The organism is Nocardia sp. NPDC056064 (genome assembly GCF_042266925.1).
Taxonomy (GTDB): Bacteria; Actinomycetota; Actinomycetes; order Mycobacteriales; family Mycobacteriaceae; genus Nocardia.
This window is the reverse complement of the sequence record NZ_JBHJWO010000001.1, coordinates 1,115,205-1,129,782: the sequence shown is the minus strand read 5'-3', so window position 1 is coordinate 1,129,782 and position 14,578 is coordinate 1,115,205. Positions and strand designations below refer to the sequence as shown.

General features: G+C 70.6%; 15 protein-coding genes. 7 read left to right on the top strand and 8 right to left on the bottom strand.

Going from position 1 to position 14,578, the window contains the following annotated elements; translation table 11 throughout:
• Positions 1-40: 40 nt before the first annotated feature.
• Positions 41-946 carry a LysR family transcriptional regulator gene (locus tag ACFC06_RS05190; protein ID WP_375928061.1) on the top strand — a complete coding sequence of 302 codons (906 nt, stop codon included), beginning with the start codon at positions 41-43 and terminating at the stop codon, positions 944-946.
• Between the two features lie 3 nt (positions 947-949).
• Here ACFC06_RS05190 and ACFC06_RS05185 read toward each other — a convergent pair whose 3' ends face one another.
• Positions 950-1,696 (bottom strand): M23 family metallopeptidase, encoded by a 747-nt coding sequence (locus tag ACFC06_RS05185; protein ID WP_375928059.1) that lies wholly within the window; start codon positions 1,694-1,696, stop codon positions 950-952.
• A gap of 184 nt (positions 1,697-1,880) precedes the next feature.
• On the opposite strand from ACFC06_RS05185, the gene ACFC06_RS05180 reads away from it, so the two are divergent.
• On the top strand, positions 1,881-2,219 hold the full coding sequence (locus ACFC06_RS05180) for an ArsR/SmtB family transcription factor (RefSeq protein WP_375928057.1): 339 nt from the start codon (positions 1,881-1,883) through the stop codon (positions 2,217-2,219).
• Here ACFC06_RS05180 and ACFC06_RS05175 read toward each other — a convergent pair.
• Entirely contained in the window at positions 2,201-3,178 is a 978-nt protein-coding gene (locus tag ACFC06_RS05175; RefSeq protein ID WP_375928055.1) for a glycosyltransferase family 9 protein, read from the bottom strand. The genes ACFC06_RS05180 and ACFC06_RS05175 overlap by 19 nt on opposite strands.
• Positions 3,179-3,316: 138 nt before the next feature.
• On the opposite strand from ACFC06_RS05175, the gene ACFC06_RS05170 reads away from it, so the two are divergent.
• Together ACFC06_RS05170 and ACFC06_RS05165 are read left to right on the top strand one after the other, a co-directional pair.
• Positions 3,317-3,898 carry an HdeD family acid-resistance protein gene (locus ACFC06_RS05170; RefSeq protein ID WP_375928053.1) on the top strand — a complete coding sequence of 194 codons (582 nt, stop codon included), beginning with the start codon at positions 3,317-3,319 and terminating at the stop codon, positions 3,896-3,898.
• A gap of 78 nt (positions 3,899-3,976) precedes the next feature.
• Entirely contained in the window at positions 3,977-4,327 is a 351-nt protein-coding gene (locus tag ACFC06_RS05165; RefSeq protein WP_375928051.1) for a hypothetical protein, read from the top strand.
• A gap of 15 nt (positions 4,328-4,342) precedes the next feature.
• Here ACFC06_RS05165 and ACFC06_RS05160 read toward each other — a convergent pair whose 3' ends face one another.
• From ACFC06_RS05160 to ACFC06_RS05150, 3 genes are all read right to left on the bottom strand, one after another.
• The gene (locus tag ACFC06_RS05160) at positions 4,343-5,143 is read right to left on the bottom strand and encodes a HugZ family protein (protein WP_375928049.1); all 801 of its coding nucleotides are present in this window, start codon (positions 5,141-5,143) and stop codon (positions 4,343-4,345) included.
• Positions 5,140-6,396, bottom strand: a complete 1,257-nt coding sequence (locus tag ACFC06_RS05155; protein WP_375928047.1) for an esterase/lipase family protein — start codon at positions 6,394-6,396, stop codon at positions 5,140-5,142. Before ACFC06_RS05155 ends, ACFC06_RS05160 begins: the two co-directional genes overlap by 4 nt.
• Positions 6,397-6,605: 209 nt before the next feature.
• Positions 6,606-7,322 (bottom strand): metal-dependent hydrolase, encoded by a 717-nt coding sequence (locus tag ACFC06_RS05150; protein ID WP_375928045.1) that lies wholly within the window; start codon positions 7,320-7,322, stop codon positions 6,606-6,608.
• Positions 7,323-7,410: 88 nt separating this feature from the next.
• Between ACFC06_RS05150 and ACFC06_RS05145 the strand changes: the two genes are divergently transcribed.
• Both ACFC06_RS05145 and ACFC06_RS05140 read left to right on the top strand, forming a co-directional pair.
• Positions 7,411-7,821 carry a nitroreductase family deazaflavin-dependent oxidoreductase gene (locus ACFC06_RS05145; RefSeq protein ID WP_375928043.1) on the top strand — a complete coding sequence of 137 codons (411 nt, stop codon included), beginning with the start codon at positions 7,411-7,413 and terminating at the stop codon, positions 7,819-7,821.
• 57 nt (positions 7,822-7,878) lie between these two features.
• Positions 7,879-8,340, top strand: a complete 462-nt coding sequence (locus tag ACFC06_RS05140) for an SRPBCC family protein (protein WP_375928041.1) — start codon at positions 7,879-7,881, stop codon at positions 8,338-8,340.
• 66 nt (positions 8,341-8,406) lie between these two features.
• Here the strand turns inward: ACFC06_RS05140 and katG are convergent, their stop codons facing one another.
• Both katG and ACFC06_RS05130 read right to left on the bottom strand, forming a co-directional pair.
• Complete coding sequence (katG, locus tag ACFC06_RS05135; protein WP_375928039.1) at positions 8,407-10,638, bottom strand: catalase/peroxidase HPI; 2,232 nt, start codon at positions 10,636-10,638, stop codon at positions 8,407-8,409.
• A gap of 11 nt (positions 10,639-10,649) precedes the next feature.
• Complete coding sequence (locus ACFC06_RS05130; RefSeq protein ID WP_375928037.1) at positions 10,650-11,057, bottom strand: Fur family transcriptional regulator; 408 nt, start codon at positions 11,055-11,057, stop codon at positions 10,650-10,652.
• 218 nt (positions 11,058-11,275) lie between these two features.
• Between ACFC06_RS05130 and ACFC06_RS05125 the strand changes: the two genes are divergently transcribed.
• Complete coding sequence (locus tag ACFC06_RS05125; RefSeq protein WP_375928035.1) at positions 11,276-12,259, top strand: fused (3R)-hydroxyacyl-ACP dehydratase subunits HadA/HadB; 984 nt, start codon at positions 11,276-11,278, stop codon at positions 12,257-12,259.
• Between the two features lie 18 nt (positions 12,260-12,277).
• On the opposite strand, the gene ACFC06_RS05120 is transcribed toward ACFC06_RS05125, so the two are convergent.
• On the bottom strand, positions 12,278-14,464 hold the full coding sequence (locus tag ACFC06_RS05120) for a molybdopterin-dependent oxidoreductase (protein WP_375928033.1): 2,187 nt from the start codon (positions 14,462-14,464) through the stop codon (positions 12,278-12,280).
• Between the last annotated feature and the right edge of the window lie 114 nt (positions 14,465-14,578).

The following is a 14,578-nucleotide window of genomic DNA, read 5'->3' as shown; positions in this document are numbered from 1 at the left end:
GATCCGTCCAACACGGAATCACCGGGGATATGATCCGGATATGGATGATTCGGCCGAGCCCGGCGCGCAGGCACTGGCACCGCTGCTGGCCGCCTTCGACGCCGCGGCCACCGACGGCCACTTCACCCGTGCGGCCGAGCGCCTCGGGATGCCGCAGTCCTCGCTGAGCCGCCGGATCCGCGCGCTCGAACAGGCCCTCGGGGTGGCGCTGTTCCAGCCGGTCGGGCGCGGCGTCACACTGACACCGCAGGGCCGCGACCTGCACGAACAGACGCGGGGCGTGGTCCGCGCCCTCGATGACGCGGTGCACCGGGTGCGCGCCGACGCCGACCCCGACAGCGGCCTGGTCCGCTTCGGTTTCCCGCTCACCCTGGGCCCGGTGAGCATCCCGTCACTGCTCGCCCAGTTCCACACCCGCGCGCCGCGGGTCCGCCTGCATCTCGTGCAGGCCCACGGCGAGGAGCTGGCCGAACAGGTGCGCGAGGGCAGGCTCGACCTGGCGGTGATGATCCCGCCGCCGCCCGACCTGCCCTCGGTCGACCTGGGTCGTCAGCGCATCGAGCTGCACGTGGCCCGCACGCATCCGCTGGCCGCCCGCACCAGGATCGACCTGGCCGAGCTCGCCGACGCGGCCTTCATCGCCAACCCGCCCAGCTATCACCTGCGCGCACTGCTCGACACCTGGTGCGCCGCAGCGGGATTCACCCCGCGCGTGCTGTTCGAGATCACCGAATTCGAGACCGTGCGCGCGCTGGTCGCCCTCGGGCTCGGGGTGGCGCTGCTGCCCGTGGCGGAGCTGCCGCAGCCGGATCTGGCGGTCGTGCGCATCGATGGCGAACGCGACCGCGAGATCGGCCTGGTCTCGGGAGACCATCGGCCGACACTCGCGGTCGCGCGGCTACGGGAGTTCCTGATCGAGCACGGGGACGCGATCAGCGGGGTGTGAGGCTCAGTCCTGGGCGACACCGGCGTCGACGCCACGCGCGGCGAGCCACGGGTGCGGGTCGATCGGGGCGCCGTAGAGCGAGCCGTCCGGCACGTGCACCTCGTAGTGCAGGTGGGGACCGGTGGAATTGCCACGGTTGCCGACGGTGGCGATCACATCGCCCGCCTTCACCTGCTGGCCGGTCTGGACGAGGATCTCGTTGACGTGACCGAACACGCCGATGGTGCCGTCGTCCTGCTGGACGCGGACCCACAGGCCGAAGCCGGTGGCGGGACCGGTCTCGATGACGGTACCGTCGGTGACGGCGAAGATCGGCGCGCCGATCGGATCGCCGAAGTCGATGCCGTTGTGCGCGGTGCCCCAGCGGGCGCCGTAGTACGAGGTCAGCCGGCCGTTGACCGGGCGGACCGTGTGCGGCCGCGGCGCGATGAACGGGATCTCGGGCAGGGGCAGGGCGACCGCTTCGCGGTGCTCTTCCCACGCGATCGGGGCGGAGGCGGGTGCCTCGCTCTGCGGGCCCTGGGCCTCGGCGGGAGTGTACGAGGTGAAACGGTAGGGCGACTGGCCCTGGGCGACGGCCTCGGTGCTGCTGGCCGCGATGGTGGTGGGAGCCGGGGTCTCGTGGTCGCCGAAGGTGGCGACGGAGGTGCCGACGAGCGCGGACAGGGCCACCGCACCCGCGACAACGCCTCCCCAGCGACCGGCGAAGGCGTCGGAGACGCGAGCAGATAACGGGTTGGTCACGAACATGTCTCGAACGTATCGAAGCCGTGACCTCGGCGGCGAATCCTGTGGCTGCGATCACGAACCGCTATAACCCCAGTTGATCTATAACGGCGACATAACGAACTGTCTACATTCCGATGACGACCGGGGGAAATGCGTCGAGTCCAAGATCATTGCCGGACCTGCGGAAACGGCGCACACTGATTCAGTGGACGCTAACGGAGTTCGGGCCATCACCGCCCTGTCGGACCCCACCCGGCGCGCGATCTTCGAGTCGCTGCCCCCGGGCGCGCGGTCGGTGGCCGAGCTCGCCGCCGCCACCGGGATCACCAGCTCGGCCGCCTCCCAGCACCTGAAGGTGCTGCGCGAAGCGCACCTGGTGGCCATGCGCCGCGACGGCAACCGCCACCTCTACTCCCTGGACCCGCGCGGGCTCAGCGACGCCCGCGACTATCTCGAGCGGTTCTGGCCCAGTGCGCTGGCCGCCCATGCCGCCGCGTTGCGCGATGCCACCGGCGGCTTCCCCGCTCAGCCGACCCGGCGATAACGGGAGGACTTGGTCGACTCGGCCCAGTCCTGCTTGTCCAGCTGCGCGTCCACCGCGGCGAGCACCTCGGGCACGCCGATGCGCAGCAGGCCGCTGTCGGGCGTGCGGGCGTCGGGATCGCCGACCTGTCCGGCCCAGAGCACCGCGTGCCTGCCCAGCAGATGCGCCGGTGGTCCACCCCGGCGCGGCGGTGTGGGGCCGAACAGCAGTACGGTCCGGGTGCCGAAGGCCGTGGCCAGGTGCGCGACGCCGGTGTCGCCGCTGATCACCAGCGCGGCCTCGGCCACGGTCGCGGCCAGATCGGTGAGGTTCTGCCTGCCTGCCAGCACACGGTCGTCGGGCAGGCCCGCCTGGGCGGCCACCTCCCGCGCGATCTCGCGTTCGAACGGGTCGCCGGTGAGGACCACGCCCCGGCCGAGGACCAGCAGATGGCGGACCACCGCGGCGAAGCGCTCCGGCGGCCAGCGGCGGGCGGGGGCGCCCGCGCCGATGTGGACGACCACGCTGTCGCGGCGGCTGATGGAGGCCACCGGCGGGACCAGCCCGAGATTGCGGCGATCCGCGGCGATCCCCTCGAACTCGAGCAGCTTGCACCAGCGGTCCACCACGTGCACGTCCGGATCCCAGCGCGGGCCCGCCAGTTTCGGCAGTTCGGGGGTGCGGTGCCCGATGATCCGCGCGGCGCCGGTGTCGGCCAGGGCCCGCGCGCTCGCGCCGTCGGGGCCGTGCAGGTTGACGGCCAGCTCGGGGGCGGGGCCGTCCCAGATGAGGGCGGCCGGATCGGCGGTGGGCACGAGTTCGTCGACCGAGGAGATCAGGTCGACGACGCGCTCCAATCGATGCGGAGCAGCCAGGATGATCCGGCTGCGTGGTTCGGCCCGGCGCAGGGCACGCAGAGCCGGGACCGCGGCGAGCAGATCACCGAGGCCCCGAGCTTGCAGCACGAGTACAACCGACACTTCTTTGTGCTACCCGACGGCTGTGCGCACCAAACGTTCGTGCAGGTGTGGCCGTCGTCGCCGTCGGCGCGGTCGCGACACGATCACAGCTCCAGCTAATGCCGGGAAAACCAGAGCAACCGGGCATAACATCTCGTCATGACGACAAATACCGTGTTGGAGAGTCCAATCGCGGCTCTTGCCAAGAAGACCTGGCAAACAATTCTGGTCACCGGCCTCCTCGCGGTGGTGCTGGGCATCATCGTCCTGGTCTGGCCCGGTCCGTCGCTGCTCGTGGCGGGCGTGCTGTTCGGCATCTACATGGTGGTCAGCGGCATCTTCCAGCTGATCGCCGCCTTCACCCACCTGCCCAGCACCAGCTTCCGGGTGCTCTCCTTCATCAGCGGTGTGCTGTCGCTGATCATCGGTGTGTTCTGCTTCCGCGACGACCTCACCTCGATCGTGCTGCTGGGGCTGTTCATCGGCATCAGCTGGTTGTTCCGCGGGGTGGCGATGCTGTTCGCCGCGATCGCCGAGAAGGGCGTCCCCGGCCGCGGCTGGCAGATCTTCTACGGTCTGCTCAGTGCCATCGCCGGTGTGGTGCTGATCGTGTGGCCGATCAGCTCCGTGGCGACCCTGGTCCTGGTGGTCGGCATCTTCCTGATCATCATCGGCATCATGGAGATCATCACCGCCTTCGGCGTCCGCAAGGACGCGCATCTGCTCGACGCGCAGGTGTAGGACAGCCGCGCGAGTCCGCCGCGACCGGCCGGTGCCTTCGGGTACCGGCCGCTGTCGTCTCTACTACGCTCGGCGTTCATGGATTTCGTTTACAACCTGGTGGTTGTCACGCATCTGCTCGGGATGGCCGCCGTGGTGGGTGGCTATGTCGCCGGGCGGCCCGCGGTCTCGGAACTGATGGTGTGGGGAGCGCGCGCTCAGCTGATCACCGGCATCGTGCTGGCCGGGCTGGCCTCCGGCCTCGACTCGCTGGACAAGGACCCGAACACCACCAAGCTGGCGGTGAAACTCGCGATCGCGGTGGTGGTCTGCGCGTTCGCCGAGATCGCGCGGGCCGACGCCAAGCGCGGCGAGCGAGCCGACTGGATGACCGACGCCGCGGGTGGGCTGGCCATCCTCAATGTGCTCGTCGCCGCGCTCTGGGTCTGAGCCGGCGGGCCCGCGTCAGCTCGCGGCGCGGGCCAGCTTGGCCAATTCGACCGTCGCCGAACGGAGTTCACCGATCTCGGTGAGCGGCTGGGCGTAGCCGACGCGGGTCCGGGCCACGCCGCGGGGTGTCTCGACGCGCAATTGCAGGCCGTAGCGGTCGGCGCGTTCGCAGCTCGCGGCGGTGGCGTCGGGGAACCCGCCGAGATGGCGCGCCATCGCCAGCAGCGCCTCGGCGTGATCGGCGTTGAGGTGCGCGATCCCTGGTGCGGCGCGGGGCACGATCGGATCCGGTTCCGCGGCGAGGTATTCCGCGGCCGAGGCCGAATCCATCCGGCCGTAGCCACCGACCCAGCGCACCCGCTGGACCCGCAGCACCCACAGGGTGAAGTCGCTGTAGTCGATGTAGTACTTCGCCGCGGGGATCGCCGCGAGATGCGCGGCGCGCGCGGCCTCGGCCTCGGCGCCCACGGGCCGCTCCACCACGCCGGCGAGAGTGATCCTGGTGCCCGCCAGCGGATCCGCGGGAATGTCGGGGGTTACGATCGCGATGCTGGCGCGCGGGTCGGCGGCCAGATTGCGGCCGTGCTCGGCCAGCCGCGAGACGCTCAGCACGGGGGCGCCGTCGAGCAGGCCGTAGGTGATGAACGAGGCCCACGGTGCCCCGTCGGCGGTGAGGCTGGCCAGGGTACCGATATTGGTCGCGGCCGCGATGGTTCGTGCCTCCTCGGCGGCGGAGGGCTGTGCCTCGTTGGCCAGGGGAGTGGTCGGCAGCGGGATGGCGGGTGCGTCGCCGGGGTCGCCGTGGTCGAGAGTCATGGCCACAGCGTATCCACCCGGGCCGCTCTGCGGGGGGCGCTCGACAGCCACCCGCGCAGCGCGCGGTAGACCGCCTCGTGGTTGAGCAGGCTGAAATGATTGGCCGAGGGGACGTGCAGACCGTTCACGCCGTCGAGCGCGATGCGGCGGGTGCGGCCGCGCCCGGAGCCGCTGCCGCCGAGCACCAGGCCATCACCGACGATGCGGCCCACCGGATGCCGCGGACTGCGGGTGATCGTCGCGGTGACGAAGTAGTGGTCGGCGTGCGCGAGCAGCGGCACCTCCTGCACCGCGCGGGCGCGCAGGGCGTCGGCGTCGAGGTCGCGCCAGTCCTCGTCGACCAGCGAGCCCTGGCGCAGATCGCGGATACCCGCGCTGCGCCTGCGCAGCAGCGCGCCCAGCGGGCGGGTCTCGGGCAGCAGGTCGAACGCGGCGGCGGCGTAGTGCGCGATCTGTTCCAGCGGCGCGCCCAGGTGCGGCGAACCCAGGCAGACCACCTGCCGGACCGCGCGCACCCACTGCGCGTCCTGCCGGTCGGCCAGATGGCAGGCGCCGCGGGCGACGAGCCCACCCATCGAATGACCGATCAGGCAGATCTCGTGCACCGGCAGCGGCCAGTGCGCGACGAGCCGGTCGAGCAGCGCGGCCAGCTGGGCGGCGTTCTCGGAGATGTGCAGGCCGGTGTTGTAGCGGACGTAGACCGGTGTGTAGCCGAGGTCCTCTTCGAGCAGTTCGCCGTAGGCGGGCCTGCCGCCGAGCCCCCAGGCGTGCTCGGTCTCCACCAGCCCGTGCACCAGCACCACCAGCCGGGAGGTCGGCACGGTGACGTGCGCGGGCAGCTGCTCGGGCGGCACCGGCACGCCGTCGACGCGAATGGTCATGGGGGAGGCCAGGATCGGTGCCTGGTCCTCGAGCGCGTCGCCGATGAGCCCCTGGAGCGCGGCGAGCACACCCGCACCCCACACCGTGCGCGACGGCGCGGGGACACCGGGCACCTGCACCGCGCTCGCCACCTCGCCCACCACGAACCCCGTGCCGCCGACCACCGCGTAGACGCTGTCGGTGATCGCGTCGTGCACGACCTTGACGGGGTCGGCGGCCACGCCCACTCCGGTGCGTACCGCCGCGAAGACGCGGTCGGAGATGGCCCGGTGGATGGCCGCGATCCCGTCGACCGCGCCGACGAACTCGTCGCCTGCCAGCCGCGTGAGTGCCTGTACCTCGGCCTGGGGTTGGGGGAGCTGCTCCGTCACGGGTTTGAGAGTACAACTGTGCACTGAAAAGCGGGGAGTTCGGTGCGGATTCGGGAGCGATGAGCGACCGGCGCGGGGTCGGGTGGGACCGGTCACAAACTGCATGCCGATACGAAGATATGCGCATCAAAACATGTATGCGGCTACATCGAACCGTGGGAAAAAGAACGGCAAGGACGGGGGAGGGACCGTCCTTGCCGTGCAGGCGATCACACGTGGTGGACGATGGCGTACCACAGCGCACCGCACGCTCCGGCCACGAACAGCGGCGAGAGCACCCAGGTCTCGACGCGATTGCCGGTCCGCTCGATGACGGGGATGCGGGTGCGGAAGGGGAAGGGCCACAGCAGGCGGCAGCCGCGATCGGTGAGACAGTCGCCGAGCAGGTGGGCCAGACAGCCCAGGCCGACGCAGATGGGCAGCCAGGCGGGCCGGTCGACGATCCAGTGGTCCACGGCGAAGGTGCCCGCCGAGGCCAGCACGATGACCGTGCCGTAGGTGCGCAGGCTCTTGCCGGGTGGGCACAGGTGCAGCGAGCGCACCGCCAGGGCGAGCAGGAAGAACACCAGCCCCAGGGTGAACGGTCTGCCGAGCCAGTGCTCGCCGGCCCAGGTGGCCCCGACCGCGGCGACCACGAACAGCAGCGAATGGGTGCCGTGCCGGTGCCCGCCGGAGATCCAGGAGATGAAACGGCACAGGTGATGGGTCACCGGACCGAGCACGTGCGAGATCGTTCCGCTCGGATGATCGGCGTCGGGCAGCAGGGCCGCACCCGCGGTGAGCAGGGTGCCCATGATCAGTTCGGCGATCCCGAATCGGGTTGTCTCGCTGTCGAACAGGGGGAAAGCGGCGACGGTGAGCGGCAGGGCCGCGGCGGTCCCCGCCCAGGCCAGCGCGCCACTCGTCGCGTGTGAATGTCCAAGCACCCCTGAACGTTAGAGGACCTCACTACCTCGGCGCATATGCCGAGGACGGCGGGGAATGCACGGCGTGGGCGGTGCGTTGGGGACCGGTATGAGCGCATTCAACGACCAGGTGATCGCCGAGTTCCGCGCCAACGGCGGCCGGGTGGGCGGCATGTTCGAGGGCCGCGACAACATGGTGATCATCACCACCACCGCCGCGAGATCGGGCCGCCCGATCACCAACCCGCTGGTCTTCCTGCCCGACGGCGACCGGATCGTGCTGATCGCCTCCAACGGCGGCGCCGACAAGCATCCGGCCTGGTACCACAACCTCCTCGCCGACCCGGTGCTCACCGTGGAGGTGCCCGGCGAGACCTACACCGGCAAGGCCGAACTCGTCGACGATCCCGAGCGCACGCGACTGTTCGACCGCATGGTCGAGCTGCTGCCCGGTTTCGCCGAGTACCGGGAGAAGACCGACCGGGTCATTCCGGTCTTCGCCGTCCACCGCACGAGTTAGGCGCGCGCTCGAGCCGAAAGGTTGCGGGGTCGCGAAGCCGCTGGTTGCATCGCCCGGGTGACCGAAACCATCGACGTACCCCGCATCGTGCACGCCTCCCGAGAGGTCGCGGCCGGTGCCGCCGTGATCTTCGAACTGATCGCCGACCCCGCCCAGCAGCCGCGCTGGGACGGCAACGACAACCTCGCGGAGGCGGTGACCGGCCAGCGGGTCCACGCCGCCGGTGACGTGTTCACCACCACCCTCACCAACGGCGCCGACCGGGACAACCACATCGTCGAGTTCGTCGAGGGCCGCCGCATCGCCTGGAACCCGTCCGAGCGCGGCAAGATCCCGCCCGGGCACCTGTGGCGCTGGGAGCTCGAGCCGATCGACGACACCCACACCCGGGTCACCCACACCTACGACTGGACCGAGCTGCACGACGAACTGCGCCAGGTGCGGGCCAAGGCCACCACCGCCGACAAGCTGCAGGCCTCGGTGGACCGCCTCGCCGCGCTGGCCGAGTCCGGCGCCTGAGACGATCGCGACAGCGAAACACCCTGTGACTCCCGAAGAGTCACAGGGTGTTTCGCTGTCAGCGGGCTAGCGGGCCAGGTCGAACCGGTCCAGCTCGCTCACCTTGGTCCACGCCGCGACGAAGTCGCGCACGAACTTCTCCTTCGCGTCGTCGGTGGCGTAGGCCTCGGCCACGGCCCGCAGCTGCGAGTTCGAGCCGAACACCAGGTCGACCCGGCTGCCGGTCCAGGTGACCGCGCCGGTGGTGCGGTCCTTGCCCTCGTAGACGTTCTCGTCGCCGGCCGAAGGGGCCCACTCGGTGCCCATGTCGAGCAGGTTGACGAAGTAGTCGTTGGTCAGCGTGCCCGGCCGGTCGGTGAACACGCCGACCGAGGACTGCTGGTAGTTGGCGCCCAGCACGCGCAGGCCACCGACCAGCACGGTCATCTCCGGGGCGCTCAGGGTGAGCAGGTTGGCCTTGTCGACGAGCAGGTACTCCGCCGGGATCTGGGCGTCCTTGGCGAGGTAGTTGCGGAAACCGTCGGCCGCGGTCTCGAGCGCCGAGAACGACTCGATGTCGGTCTGCTCCTGGGTGGCGTCGGTGCGGCCGGGCGTGAACGGCACCGTCACCGGGAATCCGGCGGCCTGGGCGGCCTGTTCGACGCCGACCGCGCCGCCGAGCACGACCAGGTCGGCGAAGGACACCTGCGCCCCGCCTGCCCCGTTGAACGTGTCCTGGATACCCTCGAGCACCCGGATCACCTGCGCGAGCTCGTCGGGCTGGTTGACCTCCCAGCCCGCCTGCGGCTGCAACCGGATCCGGCCGCCGTTGGCGCCGCCGCGCTTGTCGCTGCCCCGGAACGAGGAGGCCGCGGCCCAGGCGGTGGTGACCAGCTGGGCGACGCTGAGCCCCGAGGCCTGGATCAGGCTCTTGAGTCCCGCGATGTCGCTGTCGCCGATGAGCTCACCGGTGTGCGCGGGGATCGGGTCCTGCCACAGCAGTTCCTCCGAGGGCACCAGCGGGCCGAGGTAGCGGCTGACCGGGCCCATGTCGCGGTGGGTGAGCTTGTACCAGGCGCGGGCGAAGGCGTCGGCGAACTCGGCCGGGTTCTCCAGCCAGCGCCGGGTGATCGGCCCGTAGATCGGGTCCACGCGCAGCGACAGGTCGGTGGTGAGCATGACCGGGGTCTGCTTCTTGTCCGGATCGAACGGATCGGGCACGGTGCCCGCCCCGGCGCCGTCCTTCGGGATCCACTGGTGCGCCCCGGCCGGGCTCTTGCTCAGCTCCCACTCGTAGCCGTAGAGCGTCTCGAGGAAGCTGTTGTCCCAGCTGATCGGGGTGGGCGTCCAGATGCCCTCCAGGCCGGAGGTGATGGCGTCGGCGCCGACGCCGGTGCCGAAGCCGCTCTTCCAGCCCAGACCCTGCTCCTCGAGCGGGGCGCCCTCGGGCTCGGGGCCGACGTGATCGGCCGGGCCCGCGCCGTGGGTCTTGCCGAAGGTGTGGCCGCCGGCGATGAGCGCGGCGGTCTCCTCGTCGTTCATGGCCATCCGGGCGAAGGTCTCGCGGATGTCGATCGCGGCGGCGAGCGGGTCCGGATTGCCGTTGGGCCCTTCGGGATTGACGTAGATCAGGCCCATCTGGACGGCCGCGAGGGGGCGTTCCAGGCTGCGCTCACCGGTGTAGCGCTCGTCGCCGAGCCAGGTGCGCTCGGGACCCCAGTAGACGTCCTCCTCCGGTTCCCAGGCGTCCACGCGGCCGCCGGCGAAGCCGAAGGTCTCGAAGCCCATCGACTCCAGCGCCACATTGCCCGCGTAGACGATGAGGTCGGCCCAGGACAGCTTGCGGCCGTACTTCTGCTTCACCGGCCACAGCAGCCTGCGGGCCTTGTCCAGGCTGGCGTTGTCGGGCCAGCTGTTGAGCGGGGCGAAACGCTGCAGGCCCGCGCCCGCGCCGCCGCGACCGTCACCCACGCGGTAGGTGCCCGCCGAGTGCCAGGCCATCCGGATGAACAGCGGGCCGTAGTGGCCGAAGTCGGCGGGCCACCAGGGCTGCGAGGTGGTCAGGATCTGTTCGATGTCGGCCTTGACCGCGGCCAGGTCGAGGGTGGCGAATTCGGCGGCGTAGTCGAAGTCCGCGCCGAACGGGTTGGCCACCGGCGGGTTCTTCTGCAGGATCGAGAGATTGAGCTGATGGGGCCACCAGTCGGCATTGCTGCCGCGCGCGTCGGCGGCGGCGAAGGGGCGATGCGACGCTACGGGGCAACCACTTTCACCCGGTTCCGTGTTGGCTTCCGCGATGGGTGGGTGTTCCTCGGGCACGGTGATTCCTTTCAGGGAAGTGATCGTGAAGACGAGCAATCGGGGCACAGGCCCCAATAGATGACCTCGGCCTCGTCGATGACGAAGCCCTGGTCATCGGGCACGGTCAGACACGGCGCATCGCCGACTGCACAGTCGATATCGACGATCACGCCACAGGATCGGCACACCAGGTGATGATGGTTGTCACCGACACGGGTCTCGTACCGGGCGACGGTGCCCATGGGCTGGATCCGCCGGAGCAGGCCCGCGTCGGTGAGAACCCGCAGCACGTCGTAGACGGCCTGCTGGCTCACCGTGCCGAGGGATTCCCTGACCCGGCCGATGATGACGTCGGTTTCGGCATGGGGCTGGTGATGCACCGCGGACAGGACCGCCAGGCGCGGCGCGGTGACGCGCAGCGATGCCGCGCGGAGCATCTGCTCGAATTCCGACTTACTGGACACATTCCAGATTATGACTGATTCCAGATCAGAAGGGAAGGTTTTCGGGCGACGAGTTGTGCCGGCAATCTGGGCCCCGCCCGCGCGGGGCCGCTATCCTGCCGGAGTCCGTTCCTCGAACAAAGGTTGGTTTCACGGTGAATGCGGTGGTCGATGCACCCGATATCACGTCGAAGGTAGGGCACTACTACCGGATGGACGGCACGTACGAAGTGGGCCGGGAGAAGGTCCGCGAGTACGCCAGGGCGGTGCAGGACTACCACCCGGCGCACTGGGACGAGGACGCCGCCGCCGCGCTCGGCTACCGGGGCCTGGTCGCGCCGCTGACCTTCGTCTCCATCCCCGCGATGGCGGCCAACCGGAAGCTGTTCGAGACCGTCGTCGTCGGTTACGACACCTTCGTGCAGACCGAGCAGGTCTTCGAGCAGCACAAGCCGATCGTCGCCGGGGACCGGCTGATCACCGACGTGGAACTGTCCTCGGTGCGCCGCATCGCGGGCAAGGACCTGATCACGGTCACCAACACCTTCACCGACGAACTCGGCGAGACCGTGCACGTCATGCACACCACGGTCGTCGGCGTCACCGGTGAGGAGGTGGACCCGGCGATCACCACCGCGGTGGAGAACATCATGGTGCACGGGGTGAGCATGTTCGGCCGCGCCGCCGAGCCCGTCGACGACGGTGGGGAGGTGCCGCGCCGTCCCGAGGGCGAGCTGCGGCTGTCCACCGCCGGGTCGACCCGCACCCCCGGCACCACGCTGTCGTTCGACGACCTCACCGTCGGCGCCGAGGTGACACTGCGCGACGCCAAGCTCACCCGCGGCGACCTGGTGAACTACGCCGGTGTCTCCGGCGACAACAACCCGATCCACTGGGACGAGCGGGTGGCCGGGCTGGCCGGGCTGCCCGACATCATCGCCCACGGCATGCTCACCATGGGCCTGGGCGCCGGGTTCCTCTCGTCCTGGTCGGGCGACCCGGGCGCGGTCACCCGCTACGGCGTGCGGCTGTCGAACTACACCGTCGTCGACCGCGAGCTGGGCGGTGACGTCGAGTTCACCGGCAAGGTGAAGTCCCTCGATCCCGAGAACCGCAGCGCGGTCATCCTGATCGTGGCCAAGTCCGGCGGGCGCAAGATCTTCGGTCTGGCCACCGCCGACATCCGCTTCCGCTGAGCGGCCCGGCGCCCGGATTCAGCCCGCGGCGGCGGTGGACACCGTTGCCGCGGCGCCGGATTCGGGCGTCACCGGGTGCACGCGCACCCGGGTGCTGTTGACCGCGGCCGCGCCGCTGAGCACGTCGGTGCGCGCCGGGTCGTGCAGCAGATTGACATTCGCGCCGCCGTGCGCGGCCGCGACATTCCAGCCGACGCCGGGTTCGCGATGCCCCCAGCCGTGCGGGATCGCCACCACGCCGGGCCGGATGTCGGCGCTGATCTCCACCGGCACCACGATCGCGCCCGCCGCCGACTCGACGGTCGCGGGCGCGCCGTCGACGAGACCGCGGGCGGCGGCGTCGTCGGGATGCATCAGGACCGTGCAGCGGTCGCGGCCCTTCACCATGGATTCGATGTTGTGCAGCCAGGAGTTGTTGCTGCGCAGGTGGCGGCGGCCGATGAGTTGCAGGTCGTAGCCGTCGGTGGGGGCGTCGACGGTGTCGATGGCCTGGCGGGCGGCGGTGAGGAAGTCCTCCGGCGCGAGCTGGACCAAACGGTCGCGGGTGCCGATCAGCGTGCGCAGCCGCGGCTGCAACGGGCCCAGATCGATGCCGCCGGGCGCGCGGCGGATGCGGTCGATGGTCAAGCCCGCGCGTCCGCGCCGCAGGATGCCGTACGGACCGGCCGCCACCGCGGCCGCGGTCAGCCGCAGCGGGCTGAGCTGGTCGAGCACGCCGGTGAGCGCGCGGCCGGTGAACCGGCGGGCGGGCAGCGGCACCAGTTCGGTGATCAGCCGCGCGAGGATCTGCCAGTCCTCGAGGCCGTCGGCGGGCGGCTCGAAGACCCTGGCGTCGAAGCGGGCGTTGTTGCGGACGCTGAACACCGGGAACACCACGTCGAGTTCCTCGCGTTCGAGCGCGGACACCGGGGGCAGGATGATGTCGGCGTGCCGGGTCGTCTCGGTGACGTACATGTCGACGGCGACGTAGAACTCCAGCGAGGCCAGTGCCTCGTCGAGCCGCCCGCCCTGCGGTGTCGACAGCACCGGGTTGCCCGCGTAGGTGATCATCGCCTTGATCTGTCCGGGGCCCTCGGTGCGGATCTCGTCGGCCAGGACCGTGGCGGGCAGTTCGGTGCGGAAGGACTTGTGGGTGCCGGACCGGTCGGTCCAGGCGCCGTACCCCATCGGCAGGTACTTGCCGAACCGGAGGGCGTCGACGAGCGGGGTGGCGAACATCTGCCCGCCCGGGCGGTCGAGATTGCCGGTGACGGCGTTGATCGTGTTCACCAGCCAGTGCGTGAGCGTGCCGGTGACCTGCAGGCACACCCCGAGGCGGGCGTAGAGCACCGCCGACGGGGCCGCGGCGTGGTCGCGGGCCAGGCGGCGGATGGTCTCGGCGTCGACGCCCGCGTGCGGGGCCATCCGTTCCGGTGTCGTGTCGGCGACCAGGGCGGTGATGTCGTCCCAGCCCGCGCACTGGGCCCGCACGGCCCGCTCGTCGCACAGCCCCTCGGCGACGAGGACGTGCAGCATCCCCAGCAGCAGGTACAGGTCGCCGCCGGGCCGCACGGCCACGTGCTCGTCGGCCAGCCGGGCGGTCTCGGTGCGCCGCGGATCGATCACGACGACCGTGCCGCCGCGCTTGCGGACATCCTTGATGCGCTGCTTGGCGCCCGGCATGGTGGTGATCGACCCGTTGGACACCGCCGGGTTGGCGCCGAGCACCACCAGGCGCTGGGTGCGGTCGATATCGGTCACCGGCATGAGCACATTGGCGCCGAACATCCGCCACGCCACGAACTCCTGCGGGAACTGGTCGATCGAGGAGGCCGAGAAGAAGTTCCTGGTCAGCAGTGCGACCCGCAGCGCCGCCCCGTACAGCACCGAGGAACTGTGCGCGGCCGGGTTGCCCATGTACATGCCGATGGCGCTGGGCCCGTGTGCCGCGCGCACGGCCCGCAGCCGCTGCCCGATCTCGCGGAACGCCTCGTCCCAGCCGATCGGTTCGAAGGTGTCACCGACCCGGCGCACGGGGGTGCGCAGCCGGTCGGGGTCGTGGTGCAGCGCGCCCAGCGCGGTGGCCTTGGGACAGAGGTAGCCGCGCGAGAGGACGTCGTCGGGGTTGCCCTCGATACGGGTGACCCGCGTGTCCTCGACCGTGACCAGAATCCCGCAGTGCGCCTCGCACAGGCTGCACTGCCGCGCGATCGTCTTGCTCTCCACCGTTTTTCCCCCTCGTCGCCGGAACCGCCGCGTCTCACGCTAGCCCGGTGGCGCGCGCCACAGATCCGACCACGGTCGGATCTTTCCGGCTCTCGTGGTGCCGCGGCGGTACGG